The sequence below is a fragment of the Chitinophaga sp. 05T412 genome, assembly GCF_056396465.1.
Genome location: NZ_JBFTLN010000001.1, coordinates 52568 through 70333 on the forward strand (window position 1 = coordinate 52568; position 17766 = coordinate 70333).

General features: G+C 45.2%; 18 protein-coding genes. 4 read left to right on the forward strand and 14 right to left on the reverse strand.

The genetic code is table 11. The features are described 5' to 3' along the window. Positions 1–28: 28 nt before the first annotated feature. From AC1DFM_RS00220 to AC1DFM_RS00250, 7 genes are all read right to left on the reverse strand, one after another. Positions 29–1267: a sugar MFS transporter gene (locus AC1DFM_RS00220; protein ID WP_477074712.1), complete on the reverse strand. Its 1239-nt coding sequence runs from the start codon at positions 1265–1267 to the stop codon at positions 29–31. Positions 1268–1327: 60 nt separating this feature from the next. Further along, positions 1328–2110, reverse strand: coding sequence for an L-fucose dehydrogenase (locus AC1DFM_RS00225; RefSeq protein ID WP_477074713.1), 783 nt, complete (start codon positions 2108–2110; stop codon positions 1328–1330). A 20-nt stretch (positions 2111–2130) separates the two neighbouring features. After that, positions 2131–2958, reverse strand: a complete 828-nt coding sequence (locus tag AC1DFM_RS00230; protein ID WP_477074714.1) for an amidohydrolase family protein — start codon at positions 2956–2958, stop codon at positions 2131–2133. Positions 2959–3018: 60 nt separating this feature from the next. Further along, a complete protein-coding gene (locus AC1DFM_RS00235) occupies positions 3019–3348 on the reverse strand; it encodes an L-rhamnose mutarotase (RefSeq protein WP_477074715.1) in 330 nt (109 codons plus the stop codon). Positions 3349–3353: 5 nt separating this feature from the next. Next, on the reverse strand, positions 3354–4205 hold the full coding sequence (locus AC1DFM_RS00240) for a fumarylacetoacetate hydrolase family protein (RefSeq protein WP_477074716.1): 852 nt from the start codon (positions 4203–4205) through the stop codon (positions 3354–3356). A gap of 27 nt (positions 4206–4232) precedes the next feature. Continuing rightward, positions 4233–4979 carry a hypothetical protein gene (locus tag AC1DFM_RS00245; protein ID WP_477074717.1) on the reverse strand — a complete coding sequence of 249 codons (747 nt, stop codon included), beginning with the start codon at positions 4977–4979 and terminating at the stop codon, positions 4233–4235. A gap of 75 nt (positions 4980–5054) precedes the next feature. Further along, entirely contained in the window at positions 5055–5837 is a 783-nt protein-coding gene (locus AC1DFM_RS00250; protein ID WP_477074718.1) for an SDR family NAD(P)-dependent oxidoreductase, read from the reverse strand. Positions 5838–5983: 146 nt separating this feature from the next. On the opposite strand from AC1DFM_RS00250, the gene AC1DFM_RS00255 reads away from it, so the two are divergent. Beyond that, a complete protein-coding gene (locus tag AC1DFM_RS00255) occupies positions 5984–6661 on the forward strand; it encodes a M15 family metallopeptidase (RefSeq protein ID WP_477074719.1) in 678 nt (225 codons plus the stop codon). 130 nt (positions 6662–6791) lie between these two features. Here AC1DFM_RS00255 and AC1DFM_RS00260 read toward each other — a convergent pair whose 3' ends face one another. Genes AC1DFM_RS00260 through leuC form a run of 5 tightly spaced genes read right to left on the reverse strand, consistent with a single transcriptional unit; the run spans position 6792 to position 12232 of the window. Then, positions 6792–8297 carry a 2-isopropylmalate synthase gene (locus AC1DFM_RS00260; protein WP_477074720.1) on the reverse strand — a complete coding sequence of 502 codons (1506 nt, stop codon included), beginning with the start codon at positions 8295–8297 and terminating at the stop codon, positions 6792–6794. Between the two features lie 26 nt (positions 8298–8323). Further along, complete coding sequence (gene leuB / locus AC1DFM_RS00265) at positions 8324–9403, reverse strand: 3-isopropylmalate dehydrogenase (RefSeq protein ID WP_477074721.1); 1080 nt, start codon at positions 9401–9403, stop codon at positions 8324–8326. A gap of 37 nt (positions 9404–9440) precedes the next feature. Then, a complete protein-coding gene (gene leuD / locus AC1DFM_RS00270; protein ID WP_477074722.1) occupies positions 9441–10040 on the reverse strand; it encodes a 3-isopropylmalate dehydratase small subunit in 600 nt (199 codons plus the stop codon). 15 nt (positions 10041–10055) lie between these two features. Further along, complete coding sequence (locus AC1DFM_RS00275) at positions 10056–10808, reverse strand: class I SAM-dependent methyltransferase (RefSeq protein WP_477074723.1); 753 nt, start codon at positions 10806–10808, stop codon at positions 10056–10058. Between the two features lie 23 nt (positions 10809–10831). Next, complete coding sequence (gene leuC / locus AC1DFM_RS00280) at positions 10832–12232, reverse strand: 3-isopropylmalate dehydratase large subunit (protein ID WP_477074724.1); 1401 nt, start codon at positions 12230–12232, stop codon at positions 10832–10834. A gap of 153 nt (positions 12233–12385) precedes the next feature. Here leuC and AC1DFM_RS00285 point away from each other — a divergent pair, with 153 nt between their 5' ends. Both AC1DFM_RS00285 and AC1DFM_RS00290 read left to right on the forward strand, forming a co-directional pair. Beyond that, positions 12386–13939 carry a hypothetical protein gene (locus tag AC1DFM_RS00285; protein ID WP_477074725.1) on the forward strand — a complete coding sequence of 518 codons (1554 nt, stop codon included), beginning with the start codon at positions 12386–12388 and terminating at the stop codon, positions 13937–13939. 55 nt (positions 13940–13994) lie between these two features. Further along, on the forward strand, positions 13995–14564 hold the full coding sequence (locus tag AC1DFM_RS00290; RefSeq protein WP_477074726.1) for an NADPH-dependent FMN reductase: 570 nt from the start codon (positions 13995–13997) through the stop codon (positions 14562–14564). Here the strand turns inward: AC1DFM_RS00290 and AC1DFM_RS00295 are convergent. Together AC1DFM_RS00295 and AC1DFM_RS00300 are read right to left on the reverse strand one after the other, a co-directional pair. After that, the gene (locus AC1DFM_RS00295; protein WP_477074727.1) at positions 14553–15680 is read right to left on the reverse strand and encodes a hypothetical protein; all 1128 of its coding nucleotides are present in this window, start codon (positions 15678–15680) and stop codon (positions 14553–14555) included. The genes AC1DFM_RS00290 and AC1DFM_RS00295 overlap by 12 nt on opposite strands. 1 nt (position 15681) lies before the next feature. Then, the gene (locus AC1DFM_RS00300; protein ID WP_477074728.1) at positions 15682–16323 is read right to left on the reverse strand and encodes an ABC transporter ATP-binding protein; all 642 of its coding nucleotides are present in this window, start codon (positions 16321–16323) and stop codon (positions 15682–15684) included. Between the two features lie 449 nt (positions 16324–16772). On the opposite strand from AC1DFM_RS00300, the gene AC1DFM_RS00305 reads away from it, so the two are divergent. Beyond that, a complete protein-coding gene (locus AC1DFM_RS00305) occupies positions 16773–17747 on the forward strand; it encodes a ribonucleoside-diphosphate reductase small subunit (RefSeq protein ID WP_477074729.1) in 975 nt (324 codons plus the stop codon). Positions 17748–17766 lie beyond the last annotated feature (19 nt).

Genomic DNA, 17766 nt, shown 5'->3' on the forward strand with positions numbered 1-17766 from the left:
GATTAAGTATTAAAAAGAAATAACTGTGTTATACTCTTTTATATCCTTTCCATCCGTAGAGGAATACAATCACAAAGCAGATAGTAGGAATACCGTAAGAGAAGGCCAACGACTGCCACTCAGTTACAATACCCATTACATATGGAACAGAAGCACCACCTACAATAGACATGATCTGGAAAGAAGCACCACGTTTAGTATGTTTTCCCAGGTCTTTTACGCCCAGTGCAAAAATGGTAGGGAACATAATAGACATAAAGAAAAATATGGCGATCAGCGCATATACAGCAGCAGCGCCACTACCTGTCATCACAAAAGCACACAACACCGTGTTGATAAACGCATAAATGGCCAACAGCTGATTTGGTGCAACTTTACGCATCAATGCGGTGCCCACAAAGCGACCACCCATGAACAGCGCCATGCCTACTGCCAGCAGATAAGAAGCTTTCTCGGTAGTAATACCATGCCAGTAAGCGGTCACGTAGTTAATGAATAAGGCGCCCACACCAACTTGTGCAGCCACGTAAAAGAACTGTGCTACGACACCCAGTACGAAGTGACGGTGTGCAAAAAGCGGGCGGGTATCTTCCATTACTTCCTTTCCTTCCTGTTCTGCTTCTTTAATCTCAGGCAAAGGCGTTTTGTAGAAGAAGCCAGCAATCAGCAATACCACTACCCCAATAGCGATATAAGTCAATTGCACAGTGGTCAGATCTCCCTTACCGCTACCAAAAAATAATTTACCACCAATAATAGGGCCCAGGAAAGATCCCAGTCCATTAAAGCACTGCGATAAATTTAAACGTTGCTCAGAAGTTTCTGTCGCACCTAATACTGTTACATAAGGATTGGCTGCAGTTTCCAGGCAAGCTAATCCACAAGCCAGGATGAACAGCGCCAGCAAAAAGAAATCGAAATTAAGTGCGCCTGCTGCCGGATAAAAAAGGAATGCGCCGATAGCATAAAGCAACAAGCCCAGGATAATCCCTTTCTTATAACCGAATTTGTTCATAAACATCCCTGCTGGCAATGCCATCAGGAAGTAAGCACCAAAATAGGCGCCCTGTAATAAAGTAGAACGTTTGGTAGTAATGTTCAGTACTTCTTGAAAGTGCTTATTCAGCACATCCAGCAGCCCATAGGCAAGGCCCCATAAAAAGAACAGGCTGGTTACCAAAATAAACGGGAACAGATAGCTACCCGGCTTTGCACCGGTACTAGTATTGCTGGTATAGGTAGAGTTACTTACTGCGCCTCCGGCCATAACGAAGAATTTAATATTTCAGGTGAATGTAAAATGATAACGTGTGTTGGCTCTTTATGCTTAGCTGATGGATCTGTCGAGATGAGTGTAACCACCATCTACGTATACTATTTGTCCGGTTGTATGTGATGAACGTGGTGACAGCAGGAATACGGTGGCGTTGGCAATTTCTTCTGAAGTGGTCATTCTTTTTTCCAACGGAATTTTGGCGGTAATAGAAGCCAGTTTCTCCTGTGGATTTGGTAAGGAGTTGATCCAGGTTTCATACAGTGGTGTCCATACTTCCGCAGGGATCACCGTATTGATACGGATAGAATATGGCAGCATTTCTACGGCCCATTCGCGGGTCAGGGCATTAATAGCGCCTTTGGAAGCCGCATAACCGCTGGTATTACCTTGTCCGGTGCTGGCTACTTTAGAGCCGATGTTCACGATATTACCTTTGGTGACTTTCAGGTAAGGCAATGCAAAATGAGCCAGGTTGTAGTAGTGCGACAGGTTATTTTGCAGGGATGCCATAAACCTTTCCGGGCTACCGTTTTCGAGTCCTACGCCATCGTTGGCGCCGGCATTGTTTACCAGACCGTCGATTTTACCATACGCAGCTACAGTTTCAGCGATCACTTTTTTACAATCTTCCACTTTTCCCAGTTCTGCAGTAACGGCCAGTGCTTTACCACCAGCAGCAATAATTTCATTTACTGTTTTTTCATTATCTGCCGTGCTTCTGCCAGCAATTACTGCAATGCCACCTTCTGCGGTGATCAGCCGGGAAATAGCTTCTCCAATGCCTTTAGCACCGCCGGTAACGATAATCACTTTCTCCTGTAATCCTAAATCCATAGTTAGTATGATGTTATTTTTTATAGATGATAGAATGAGAGCGCGTTCCCTCCCATTATCTGGTTTTGTTCTGTTGTTGATAAGGTGCTGATGAAATCTGTTACAATTCCCTTTACCTCGTGGTATTCCGCTGCCAGCAGGCAAACGGGCCAATCGGAGCCATATACCAAACGGTTGGCGCCAAAGGCTTCCAGCGCCACTTCCAGGAATGGTTGGAAATGTGCAGGCTTCCACTGCTTCCAGTCGGCTTCTGTAACGAGGCCGCTAAGTTTGCAGTATACGTGCGGCGACTGTGCAATACGGCGCATATGTGCAGCCCATGCATCCAGTTCACCGGCTTTAATATCGGGTTTGGCCAGGTGATCGATGATCAATGGCTGCTCCGGAAACTGCAATACAAATTCTTCTACTGCAGGTAACTGTTTCGGATATACGAGAATATCATAGGTAAACTGGTGCTTTGCCAGTGCTTTCACACCGCGACAAAAATGTTCTCCCAGGATAAACCGGTTATCTTTTTCTCCCTGTACAATATGCCGGAACCCTTTCAACCTGGGATAGGCTGCATATTGTAATAATTGTTCCTCAATATTATCGGCGCGAAGATCCACCCAACCTACTACTGCTTTAATGATCTCGTGCTCGTCTGCCAGCGATAATAAAAAGGCGGTTTCATCGGGCGACTGGTCCGCCTGTACAGCAATGCAACCATGAACACCATTTTGTTCCAGCACAGGCGTCAGATCTTCCGGTAAAAAATCCCGGCGGATCACCTGCATGGATTCATCTATCCACGCATCGCGGACAGGCTCATATTGCCAGAAATGTTGGTGTGCGTCAATAACCATATATATGATTGGGTTATTTTCTTACCCCCGCGGTTGGCGGGGGTAAGAAAATGAAAAAACCTATAATGCAAAGATTTGATCCATAATAATCCACTTCTCTCCTTCTTTCGCTACCGGCAATGCCTGCTGGTATTTCCACATCAGCTGCTCCCATACCTTTACGGCAGGATTAGCGGCATCCATGGCATCTTTACGTTCAAAAGAGAAGGTATCGTCTACTTCCATAATCATAAACAACCGGTTACCTGCACGGTAAATATCCATTACGGTAATGCCGGCGTCTGTGATGCTCTTTTTAATTTCAGCAGATACGTTGCGATGATAGGATTCATATTCGCTGATCAGCTGCGGGTCATCTACCAGGTCTAATGCCAGACAATATCTTTCCATAATTCTTATTTATAAGCTACTGCCGTTTGTTTGGAAGTACCCAGACCATCAATACCTAATTCAATCACATCACCTGGTTTCAGGAATACCTGTGGATTCATACCCAAACCTACACCTGCCGGTGTACCGGTAGAAATCACATCTCCCGGGAGCAGGGTCATAAACTGGCTCAGGTAAGACACTACAAATGGTACATTGAAGATGAAGTTAGACGTGTTACCATCCTGCATTTTCTGGCCATTAACGGTGAGCCATAAACGAAGATTATTCACATCTGCTATTTCATCTTTAGTAGCTAACCATGGGCCCAGGGGAGCAAAGGTATCGCAGCTCTTTCCTTTTACCCATTGTCCGCCTCTTTCGATCTGGAAGGCTCTTTCGCTGTAATCGTTGTGCAGGCAGTAACCGGCCACGTAGTCCAGTGCATCCTTTTCTTCCACATAGCTGGTTTTCTTACCAATTACCACTACCAATTCCACTTCCCAGTCTGTTTTCTGGCTGTTGCGTGGAATCACCAGGTCATCATTAGGACCTACCAGTGCAGAAGTACTTTTGAAGAATACGATAGGTTCTACCGGAATAGGCGCATTGGTTTCTTTAGCGTGATCTGCATAGTTCAAACCAATGCAGATGATTTTGGATGGACGCTGCAGCGGTGGTCCCAGACGGGTGCCAGCAGGCACCTGCGGGCATTCACTGGCGTGTGCTGCCCACCATGTTGACAGGCGGTTGAGCCCATCGGTACCAAAGAATTTTTCGCCGAAATCTTCTCCAAATGCGCTTACATCAAACATGCCTGCATCTGTTACAACGCCCGGTTTTTCTTCTCCCGGTAAACCAAACCTGATCAGTTTCATTTCAATATTTTTTGATTGTTATGCTTACTATAGTTCTTTCAATGCTTTTACCTGGAGCCTTCCGTTTTCTACGTGCAGGTCTATCACAGGTTCCACTTTGTTATCTGTTGTAAAAGAGAAATACACGTGATCCTGTTCTCCAGTTGGTTGAATCACCGCTTTAGATCCCTTAGGTACCGGAATAGTCATGGTTTTATTGAATCCACCATATTCTACATACAGTTCCACGTTATCAGCAGCACTACCCGGTTTGATGTTAGCAATGAAGTCTGCCAGAATTTTTCCTGACTGGAAGCTCTTCTTATATTGCTGTACCATTTCGCCACTGGCAGCTACTTTACCCAGTCCCATGGAATCTTCCATGTAACTCCAGATACGTTTGTCGGGAGACGCAAACCACAATATTTTCAGGTCATTTTTATCACTGATGGAAGCGTGATAATAACGTGGCTGATGATTCGCTTTCATAACGCCTACATACGCACTGTTAGGAGCATCCCAGAGCACCTTAAACAGATCTGCATCAGCAGCATCTTTCAAGAGGCTTTGTTCAAAGGTCTTAACTTTCTCCTGACCGTTAATTTTGAACTTGATGGTTACCTGTGAGGTATCCTTATCACGGTCACTAATGGTAACGTCTATGGTACCTGCCGGTGTAGCCGGATGTACAGCGGCTTCCTCTTTGCCGGTAGTACCATTTGCATTTTGATTTCCTGAGTTACAAGCAGATAATACGGCTATTGCAATGGCCAGCCCTATTCGAAATTGTTGCATGATGTAAGTAAAAATTAATGAATGAATATCTTGAAAGATACGGGTAATCGTCCGCACTTTCACACCGTCATTCTATTAATTATTGAGCCTGATAAATCCACCATCAATTGGATAATCTGTACCGGTAATGAATCCGGCCTCATCAGAACACAGGAACAACGCCAGATGTCCTACTTCTACCGGTTTCGCCATACGGCCAATGGGTTGTGTTTTACTCAGCTTTTCAAACATCTCTGCTTCTTTGCCCGGATAGTTTTTGGCAATAAATCCATCTACAAATGGTGTATGCACTCTTGCAGGCGATACGCAATTGCAACGGATATTAGCACCCAGATAATCTTTTGCTACAGATAATGTCATGGTCAATACCGCCCCTTTACTCATAGAATAAGCAAACCGGTCTGGTATACCTACACTGGAAGCAATAGACGCCACGTTGAGGATCACCCCACCGCCCTGTGCTTTCATTTGTTGAATAACGGCATACATACAGTTATAAGTACCTTTCACATTCACCTGGTATACGCGGTCGAAATCCTGTTCAGCAGTGTTTTCCAGGCTTCCCACGTGGGCAATGCCTGCGCAGTTCACCAGGATATCCAGCTTACCTGCTGCCTTCACAATACCATCCATCACGCTTTTCACCGCAGCCTGGTCGGCCACATTACAGGCATGTACTGTCGCCTGCCCACCTGCAGCTTTAATATCTTCTGCCGTGGCTTTACCACCTTCCTCATTCAGTTCTATGATATGCACCTGTGCTCCCTGTGAACCAAATGTCTTCGCTATTGCCTGTCCTATACCGCTACCACCACCTGTGATAACTGCCACTTTATTATCTAATCTGAACAGTTCCATCTTATAAAATTTTAAGGGTTCTAAAATACCTATTAAAATAAGGTGATTGCAATCCTATTTTCACCGTATTCTGTACTTTCTTGCCTAATTTTCGCAAAATTCAATAACAAAGCGCGAATTTGGGGCTTTTTCCTGACTTTTAGCCCATGAGAATATTCGGGATCATCACAGGCCTATGCGCCTTATTTTACCAGGTAGCCGCACAAAATATACCGGTCAATAAGTACGGACTGGCAGTACTAAGCAGCAAACAACAATATGAACAGCTGATCAAAGCAGACAGCAACCAACGACTGGTAAACCTGGAACATTATATACCAGGCATCCGCAAAGATGTGCGGTATGCTACTACCAACAACTTCACCAAACAACAACTCTATACCAAAACAGATATCTACCTGCGACTGCCAGCCGCCAAAGCACTGAAAGCCGTGCAGGAAGCGCTGCGTAAAAAAGGCTATGGATTATTAATATATGATGCCTATCGCCCCTATCACGTAACAGAAGCGATGTTTAAAATTGTTCCTAACGACCTGTATGCCGCCGATCCCAGGAAAGGATCAGGACATAACCGGGGAGTAGCCGTAGACCTGAGCATGGTATCCCTCAAAACAAATCAGCCCGTGTCCATGCCCACCGACTTCGATGACTTCACCTTCAAAGCACATCAAAATTATAACCCTGCAGACCCGGTAGTAGCGGCCAACCGCAAACTACTACGCGACACGATGAAACAGTTCGGGTTTAAAGGCAGTAGCACCGAATGGTGGCATTATTATTTACCGGACTATAAGAAATATCCTTTAATGGATATATTTTTCTGAGCAGAAAGCATAAAGCGGAAAGCAAAAAGCTATTGAAGCGATTGATCAACGCGAGTGAATAATATTATAATATCCGTTCTGATCAATCGCTTCAATAGCTTTTTGCTTTCCGCTTTATGCTTTCTGCTTCTTAATATATTTTATTCAAGGCATCTACATAAGCATGAACGGAAGCATTTACGATGTCGGTGGAAATACCGAAACCATAGTAAGATTGCCCGTTGTGCTTTACACGCATGTTTACTTTGCTCACATCATCGCTACCACCACGCATAGATTGGATATTGAATTCATCCAGTTCAATATCATCTTTGATGATATTATGAATAGCGTTGATAGTGGCGTTTACAGGACCGTTACCGGCAGCACTGGCTTCTCTTTCTTCGCCTTTGATGCGCAGTTTTACCGTAGCCATTGGACGCAGCGGATCACCACATACTACCTGCAGCAAAGTTACCTTGATAGCATTTTCATCGTATGTTTTGGCATCGCCATCGCCCATCAGTTCTAACAGGTCGGCGTCGTTGATTTCCTTTTTAGTGTCTGCCATCAGCAGGAAGCGTTGATATACTTCATCTACGTTGATGCGCTCCAGGTTATATCCCAGGCGGCTCAGGTGATGCTTCAACGCGTGACGGCCGCTACGGGCGGTCAGGATGATGGAATTGGAATTGATCCCTACGTCTTCCGGATTCAGGATTTCATAGTTTTCACGATGTTTCAGTACACCGTCCTGGTGAATACCGGAGCTATGTGCAAAAGCGTTACGGCCCACAATCGCTTTGTTAGGCTGTACCGGCATATGCATCATGGTTTCTACCAGGTTGCTGATTTCATAGATCCCTTTGGAATTGATCTGGGTATGATAGCCCATGGCATGATGCGTTTTCAGGATCATGGCTACTTCTTCCAGGGAAGTGTTACCCGCACGTTCTCCGATACCATTAATGGTACATTCTACCTGGCGGGCGCCATTGATAATACCAGCAATGGTATTGGCGGTAGCCAGACCGAGGTCGTTATGACAGTGTACGGAAATAATAGCTTTGTCAATATTAGAGACGTGATCTACCAGGTACTTGATTTTAGCGCCATATTGATCCGGGAGGCAATAACCGTTGGTGTCGGGAATGTTGACGGTGGTAGCACCGGCCGCAATTACGGCTTCGATCATTTGAGCGAGGTAAGCGTTATCTGCGCGGCCTGCATCTTCTGCATAAAATTCTACATCGTCGGTAAACTTACGGGCATACTTTACAGCGGCTACGGCGCGCTCCAGTATTTCCTCACGGGTGCTGTTGAATTTATATTTGATGTGCATATCGGAAGAACCGATACCGGTATGAATACGGCTACGTTTAGCAAAACGGAGCGCATCAGCGGCTGCATCTATATCTTTATTATTGGCGCGGGTTAACGCGCAAATTACGGGCTCCGTTACTGCTTTGGAAATTTCCACCACGCTCTGGAAATCGCCAGGGCTGGAGATGGGGAAACCTGCTTCGATAATATCTACGCCTAATGCTTCGAGTTTCTTTGCTACTTCAATTTTTTCTACAGTAGTCAGCTGACAGCCAGGGACCTGTTCTCCATCACGCAAGGTGGTATCAAAGACGTATACACGATTTTTATCCATGATAAGTGTAATAATTTTATGAATGATTAATTCAGATTCTCTAATACTTTAGCACCCATTGCATCGGTACCCATAACGAAATCGTTTACAATGTGCTTGTTCGCGATATCCATTGTTCTGTAGCCTTGTCTGAGCGTAGCTTCCACCGCTTTGATCACACGCTGGGATTCTGTTTTCAGACCGAAAGAAATATCCAGCATCAGGGCAGCAGATAAGATTGATGCCAGCGGATTGGCAATACCTTTGCCGGCAATATCATGCGCTGATCCGTGGATAGGCTCGTAGAAACCAATGCTGTCACCTACAGAAGCAGATGCCAGCATACCCATAGAACCTGCTATCTGAGAGGCTTCATCTGTCAGGATATCTCCAAACAGGTTACCGGTAACTACTACGTCGAAACGCTTTGGATCTTTGATCAGCTGCATGGCAGCGTTGTCGATGAACATGTGTTCCGTTTCCACATCCGGATATTCCTTCGCTACTTCCTGTACAACTTCTCTCCAGAGGCGGCTGGCTTCGAGCACATTGGCTTTATCCACAGAGCAGAGTTTTTTGCGACGCGTACGTGCTGCTTCGTAAGCTTTACGGGCAATACGTTCTACCTCATAGCGGTGATAAATCATCAGGTCAGAAGCGGTGTTGCGGTCTGCCGTTCTGATTTTTTCACCGAAATATACATCACCGGTTAACTCGCGGAAGAAGAGAATATCTGCACCACGGAGTATTTCCGGTTTAATGCTGGAGGCTTCCAGCAGTTCATCAAATAGTTTTATAGGGCGAAGATTGGCATACAATCCCAGTTCTTTTCTGATTTTCAGCAAGCCCTGTTCTGGTCTTACTTTCAGCGTAGGATCGTTGTCGTATTTAGCGTGACCAATGGCACCAAACAGGATGGCATCTGCCTTCCTTGCTTTCTGTAGAGTTTCTTCAGGTAGCGGATCTCCGGTAGCTTCTATGGCAACGTGGCCCATGATACCTTCTTCGAAGGTGAAAGTGTGCTGATAGTTTTTAGCTATTGTCATCAGCACTTTCTGGCCCCATGCGGTTACTTCCTGTCCGATTCCATCGCCGGGTATTACTAGTATTTTCTTCTCAACGCCCATATATGGTTTTAGTGTTTAGCTGTTTGTCTTTGGTAGATTAGAAATTAAATGGTCTGGTAGTTTCATATTGTTCAATTTCCTTGCGGAGACTGAGCAGGTAATCAATATCATCATAGCCGTTTAACAGGCAGGTTTTCTTATACTGATTGATGTCGAAGCTTTCTTTTTCGCCGGTAGCCACAATTTTGATGAACTGGTTTTCGAGGTCTACTTCCAGTTCAGCTTTAGGATCGGCTTCGATGGCTTTGAAGATATTGTCCAGGAAGTTTTCAGATACCTGTACCGGGAGAATGAAGTTGTTGAGGGCGTTATTCTTGAAGATATCTGCAAAAAAACTACTCACTACTACTTTAAAGCCTGCGTCAGCAATGGCCCAGGCAGCGTGTTCACGGGAGGAACCGCAACCAAAGTTTTTACCGGCTACGAGCACTTTACCACCATAGATCGGATTGTTCATCACGAAATCTGCTTTCGGTTGGTTGTTGGCATCAAAGCGCCAATCACGAAACAGATTCTCTCCGAAACCGTCTCTGGTAGTTGCTTTGAGGAAGCGTGCCGGGATGATCTGATCTGTATCTATATTTTCGATGGGTACAGGTACCGCAGATGAAACGAGGTGTTCAAATATTTTACTCATGGTGATTTTTACAATTTAAATTTTTGTGGCAGCAACTCTTAAACGTACATAGTCGGCATATAGGGCGCCATTTCTCATCAGCTGAGGCGCCAGCTCCTGCTGCACCTGTTGCAAAATGGCGGCTTTATCTTTTTCCGGTACGTTTGCAAAGAAGTGGCCACCAAACATTTCCAGCCAGTCGCTGATACCTGTTGCAGGATCTACCAGCTTGGAAGGACGATCAAAGAAATGCACGCGGTCTATTTTGAATCCGGCCTTTTCCAGCAGGGTGGCATATTCTGCGGGGGAAGGGAAATACCAGAATGGTTCGTAGGTATATCCACGTTGTGCCATGGCTTTCTCCAGTGTTGTCAGGATCTGCTGCACATTGCCTTTACCACCCATTTCCAGTACCAGCCGGCCACCTTGTTTCAGGTGGGCGTACATCCTTTCGATGGCTTGCTCTTTTTCACGTACCCAGTGCAGGGCAGCATTGGAGAAGATCGCATCAAACTGTTGTGGTAACGAGAAACTGGTAGCATCTCCCACCACAAAGGTCACTTCCGGGAAGTTGGCGCTGGCGCTTTGTATCATGGCTGGAGAAGCATCTATCCCGGTAACGATGGCGCCCTGTTGTGCCAGTTGCGCGGTTAGTTCACCGGTACCGCAACCCAGGTCCAGTATGGTTTCTCCGGCTTGTGGTTGGAGCCAGGCGTCTACCAGGCTGTTACCATATTCAAACACGAAGGCGTGCTTTTCTTTATATAAATCGGCGTTCCATTGATCCATGGCTGTTGTTATTTCCGTGCTAACTAAGCTAATAATGCTCTTACATCTGTTACTTTACCAGTGATGGCTGCTGCTGCTGCGGTGAGCGGGCTGGCCAGGAAGGTGCGGGCATTGGGTCCCTGACGACCTTCGAAGTTCCGGTTAGAAGTAGAGATGCAATACATGCCGGCTGGTATTTTATCTTCGTTCATGGCCAGGCAGGCAGAGCAACCGGGTTCACGCAACTGAAAGCCTGCGGCGGCAAATATTTTATCGATACCTTCTTCTATGGCCTGGGCTTCTACCTGTTTGGAACCAGGTACTATCCATACCACTACATCATCGGCCTTCTGTTTGCCTTTCACGAAGTCAGCTACGAGGCGGAGGTCTTCGATACGGGAGTTGGTGCAGCTACCGATGAACACATAATCCACTTTTTTACCCAGCAAAGCGGCGCCTGGCTGGAGTTCCATGTATTCGAGCGATTTTTTGAAAGAGGGTCTTTCTTTTTCGTCCAGTTGCTCCAGGGCGGGAATGTGGCGGGTGACGCCCATTCCCATACCTGGATTAGTGCCATAGGTTATTTGCGGCTCAATATCGGCCGCATCGAAAGTGAGTACTTTATCGAATTCGGCGTCCTGATCGGTGTACAGGGTTTTCCAGAAGGCGAGCGACTGATCCCAGTCGGTTCCTTTAGGCGCGAATTCGCGGCCTTTGATATATTCAAAGGTGGTGTCATCCGGTGCAATCAATCCACCACGTGCACCCATTTCGATGCTCATGTTACAGATGGTCATGCGGGCTTCCATGCTGAGGCTGCGGATGGCTTCTCCGGCATATTCCACAAAATAGCCTGTAGCACCGGAAGCGGATATCTTAGAGATAATATATAGAATGATGTCTTTCGAGAGTACGCCCTTGCCCAATTGTCCGTTCACTTCAATCTTCATGCGTTTGGGCTTGTATTGCAGGATACATTGGGTAGCCAGTACCTGTTCTACTTCGGAGGTACCGATTCCAAATGCTACTGCGCCAAAAGCGCCATGGGTGCTGGTATGGCTATCGCCGCATACAATGGTCATGCCCGGCAGGGTGATACCCAGTTCCGGTCCGATTACGTGCACAATGCCCTGGAACCGGTGTCCCAGACCATACAGTTCTACTCCAAATTCGGCGGTATTTTTAGTGAGCATTTCCACCTGGTGGCGGCTCAATGCTTCTTTGATAGGCTGATCCTGGTGCAGGGTAGGTACGTTGTGATCCGCGGTAGCCCTGGTTTTGGCAGGACGAAATACCGGAACGTTCCGCTTACGTAGTCCGTCAAATGCCTGGGGGCTGGTTACCTCGTGAATAAAGTGCGTGTTGATGTACACAGCATCGGGATGCCCCGGCTTATTCGCCACAACGTGGCCATCCCAGATTTTATCAAATAACGTTTTTCCCATCCTTTTGCTTCCTTTTAGAATTATTTATACCTTCAAATCTAACGGTCATTAATTAATTGACATATCGTTAAATTTGCTTTAATTACAACCTTTAACAGCCTCCGATACACATCAACATATTGTTTATCAGCATTTTACAAGATTTTAATAACGATGCCCAACAGTCAAAGCGACGCCTTATTCATATTAATAAAAACACTAACAAAAGCGGAAAAACGCAATTTTCAGCTGGCGTTTAATAAAAACAATACCAAGGAAGACGTATTATTCATCCAGCTTTTCACTACGCTGGACAAAATGAAAGAATACGATGAGGAGCAGATCTTAAAGAAGATCACCGATATCAAAAAGCAACAGTTGTCGAATGTAAAAGCCCATCTTTACAAACACCTGTTGTCCAGCTTACGGCAGCTATACAAGCAGAAAGACCCCCTGATCGATCTCCGCGAGCAACTGGATCATGCGCGGGTGCTTTACAACAAAGGACTCTATAACCAGAGCCTGAAGATCCTGGCCAAAGCTAAAACGATGGCGCTGGAACAGGAAGAAGTCATGCTGACCTATGAAATTGTGGAGTTTGAAAAGCTGATAGAATCCCGGCATATCACCCGTAGCCTGGAAAACCGCGCCGAAGTATTAAGCGCCGAGTCCAGACAAATAGAGCAACAACTCACGAATATCAGTCGCCTGTCTACTTTGTCGTTACGCATGTACGGCCTGTACCTCAAGCTGGGACACGCCCGCAACGAACGCGACGGAGAAATGGTGAAATCCTTCTTTGAGAGCCAGCTGCCTGCATTACAGCACGCGCACATGAGCTTTTATGAGAAAGTGTATATGTACCAGGCTTCCAGCTGGTATTACTATATTTTGCAGGACTTCGTGATGTATTACCGCTACACCCAGAAATGGGTAGACCTGTTCCGCGCCTATCCATCATTGCAACACACGGATATGGACTTATACATCAAGGCCCAGCATAACCTGCTGACCGCGCATTTTTATACGTCCAATTCAGAGAAATTTAAATCGGCGCTGCAAGACCTGGAAGAATTTATAAAAGAAAACCAGGACAGTTTCCACGAGAATACCCGCACTTCGGCGTTTGTGTATTTATACACCGCCAAAATCAACCGCTACTTCCTGGAAGGCACGTTCAGTCAGGGTTTGGCGATGGTACCAGAATTGGAAACGGAGATCAGTAACCATACCTTAAAAATAGATCAGCACCGGGTACTGGTATTTTATTACAAAATAGCCTGTTTATATTTTGGTAGCGGAGATAACAGCAAAGCCATTGTTTATCTCAATAAAATCATCAATTTAAAAATCGGTAATCTGCGGGCCGACATACAATGCTTTGCCCGCATCCTGCACCTGATTGCACACTATGAGCTGGAAAATTACAGCCTTGTAGAATACCTGATTAAATCGGTATATCACTTTATTTCGAAACACAAAGATTTGGGATTGGTGATGGAAGAAATTATGAAGTTTTTGCGCCGGTATATTTATGCCAACCCGAAAGCGTTACGTAGTGCCTTCGTAGACCTGAAGAGCCGACTGGAACAGATTTCACAGGACCCGTATGAGCGCCGTTCCTTCCTTTACCTGGATATTATTTCGTGGCTGGAAAGTAAAATTGAAAGTATCCCTGTACAGGAAGTAATTCACCGGAAATTTGTGAATAAAGAGAAGCGTATATAAATAGGCTTTTCCATCAATAAAAATATATATTCGCAGACATAAAACATCTGAGCATATGTCTGCGAAAAAAGAGTACCATTTTATTGCTATCTCCGGAAGTCTCCGTAAAGGGTCTTACAACACCATGGCGTTAAAAGCGCTGCAAAGCCTGGCGCCTTCTCACATCAAAATTGAGCAGGTACATTTTGATAATATCCCTTTCTACAATGCAGATTTACACACCGAGCAGTTACCTGAAGAAGTAGTGCCGCTGGTGAACAAAATCAAGGCAGCAGATGGCGTGGTGATTGTTTCTCCTGAATACAATTATTCTATTCCTGGTGCGCTGAAAAACTTCATAGACGTGGTTTCCCGGCACCCCGACAAACCATTTTCTGAAAAAGCGGTAGCGATTATGGGAGCGTCACAGGGGCAAATAGGCACCGCAAGAATGCAGTATCATTTACGCCAGGTGATGGTATTTCTGAATGCGTATGTGGTGAATAAGCCAGAGATCATGATTGGTCATGCGCCGCATAAATTTGATGAATCCGGTAACCTCACAGACGAATTTCTGCTCACGCAATTCCCGTTGTTACTGGAATCGCTGGCAAAGCTGAGTGATAAAATGAGCTCAGGAAGTTGATTCGATGTACGGTTCGTACTGACGATATTTTTTAAAGAAGATGATGGCCGATGCTACCTGTAACAACAGGACAGCCGGCCATTCATAATTTCCGAGCACCATGAATAATACAATGAAGGAGGTGAGCAGGGTATATCTGACATGTACTTCCGGATTCATTTTCGGAAAAAATAACAGAACGCGGAATAAGATGAGCAATGATAAAGCAGTAGCAAATACAGTGATCAGCCCCATCGGGGAAGTTTTCGTATAGGCGTTAGCGGTAATGATGATCATCTCCGGTAAAAACATAATAATATATACACCGATAAGTCGTGAATAATGTCTGGCTAACGAGATCGGCAGGTTTTCCATGAAATTGAGGTAGGTATCATCGAAAGCGCGGTGATGGACCATGAGTTGCATGTGTGTGAGCACACTCAGCATGACGCCAATTTGCAGTCCACGGAGATCAAAATATTCGCCGCGGCGCATGATCAGAAACGTGAGCCACAGCACAAAAGCAGAAAACAGCTTGGTGCTGACAATGCGGCGTGGGAAATTCGTGAGCAGTTCGTAAATAAAAAACAGTACTGGCGGTTTGGTGAAATGCCGGTTGATCCATCGTTGCAGGTGACCGGTGAAAAAGATGATATCGGGCTGCGACAATTTTCTTTCATATAATGCTAACGGCCATATGCAATTGGCAACATTAAGTATCAATATCAAGGCAGCGGGTAGGTAGTAATGTTGTTGTATGGCGAATAGGAACGCGATGCCTGCATATACCAGCACCGGCATATAAATAGCCGTATGCAGCAGAAACCAGATCCGTATGCGGGCTGTTTTTTGAATACTACCCATAGTAGGGTATAAAAAATCAAATCCCTGCAGGTTAAATGTTTTCAGGATAAATCCGCTGCATTTCAATGCGTAGGCGGTCCACAGCAGCAGTACAATGAAAAGGAAAGTATAATTTCCGAGGAAGCCCAGCATTAATCCTTTATGATAAGCTAAGAGGTTAGCGCCGTTTACTACGCCGAACAATCCATAAAACAGGACCAGGAAAAACCCGGTATTCTGAATATAAAATCGTTGTGTGAATATTTTACTGAGTATCGCTGAAGTGGTACGCATATTAACTGAGCGTAATGTTTTTATGAGCTACTTTCAGGGTGCCCGTTACCGTTAATTCTTCCGCATCCAGTGGCTGGTGGGAAGTGATACAAAAAGAAACGCCATTGGCGCTATAGGTGCGGATCAGGTCATACAATATGGCCAGTGCGCGGGTATCTATGGTGATCAGTGGTTCGTCGAGCAGGATCAGGGCGGGGTTGCCAGTAAAGGCCAACAGCAATGACAGCTTTTTGAGCATGCCACTGGAGTAGGTGCTTACAGGGTTATTAACATAGATATCCACACCCAGTCTTCCGCTAATGTCACGGATATGATCCCTGTCACCTCCTTTCGTGTTGAGATACAGGTCCAGTAAGTCGCGCCCCGTCAGGAAAGAGGGATATAATGGCTCTGCCTCCCCGTAGTTGATCAATCGGCGAAACTGCACCGGGTGTTCCCGGCTGCTTACATTGCCCTGTAGTACTATTTCCCCTTTAAAAGGGATTAAACCCGCCATCACCTTCATACAGGTGGTTTTACCGGCCCCATTTTCGCCCTGCATCCAGTAGATACCTGCAGGCAGTTCTAGCTGGGCAATATCCAGGATGGGCACATCCTGATAGTTCTTTTTAACAGCGCGAAAGGCAATAACCGGTTTGGACATACGTAATAGCTTAAAAATGTAAATATGAAAAATTAACGCATATATATACACTATATCCACCCTTTTTAACAAAAATTTTTTCCGGCGCATTTTTGATTGACCATCATAGCGTTAGGCCTGCCAGCAAAAAAATCATCATATATCGCGGTATTACCGCAGTTCCATTTTCACATGGGGATGATATTATATATAGTGTGGTTGTTCAACCCGTGAAACATGCTATGCCACTGTAATCCGAGAATGTTCTATATCTTTTTCCACACCTGTTGAAAACTAAAAAGCAGCTCCCTAAACTGGATGCTTACATTTGTAATCCTGAGCGTATGGATTTTAGGATGCAGGAATGTTGAAATATGATTGATGTGAGGAGATGAGGTGTAGATTTCAGTATGCTGACCCCAAACAGAAAAACCAAAAACCTTCGACAGTACCCATAAAATAATTAACAGATGAGTAACGAGAATGAAATTCTTTTAAAAGAGAACAAGGATCGTTTTGTGTTATTGCCGATCAAATACCCTAAAATTTGGGAGCAATATAAAAAGCACGAAGCGAGTTTCTGGACAGCAGAAGAAATAGACTTAAGCAGTGACCTGAAGGATTGGGCGGGGTTAAATGACGGTGAACGTCATTTCATCTCTCATGTACTGGCATTTTTTGCTGCCAGTGATGGTATTGTAAATGAGAACCTGGCGGTAAACTTTATGAGTGAGGTACAGATTCCGGAAGCCCGTTGTTTTTACGGTTTCCAGATCATGATGGAAAATATCCACTCTGAAACATATGCTTTGCTGATTGACACTTACGTGAAAGATGCGGCAGAGAAAGATCGTTTATTCCACGCTATTGACACCGTGCCTGCGGTGAAAAAGAAAGCTGAATGGGCTTTGCGCTGGATCGAGAACGGCAGCTTCGCAGAACGCCTGGTGGCTTTTGCCGCCGTAGAAGGTATTTTCTTCAGCGGTAGCTTCTGCTCTATTTTCTGGTTAAAGAAAAGAGGTCTGATGCCAGGTTTGACCTTCTCTAACGAACTGATCAGCAGAGACGAAGGACTGCACTGCGAATTTGCCTGCCTGCTCTATAGCATGCTGGAAAATAAGCTGAGCCAGGAACAGGTACACAACATCATCCGTGATGCGGTATCTTATGAAAAAGAATTTATCACAGAAGCCCTGCCAGTTGGTTTGATTGGTATGAACGCTGACCTGATGTCGCAATACATTGAATTTGTGGCCGACAGATGGTTAGGTGAACTGGGCTACTCCAAGATATTTAATGCGTCTAATCCATTTGACTTCATGGAAATGATTTCATTACAGGGCAAGACAAATTTCTTTGAAAAACGTGTGGGCGATTACCAAAAATCAGGTGTAATGGGTGGTACGAAAGAATCACAGACATTCACCCTGGAAGAAGATTTTTAAACTAATTGAATTACTAACC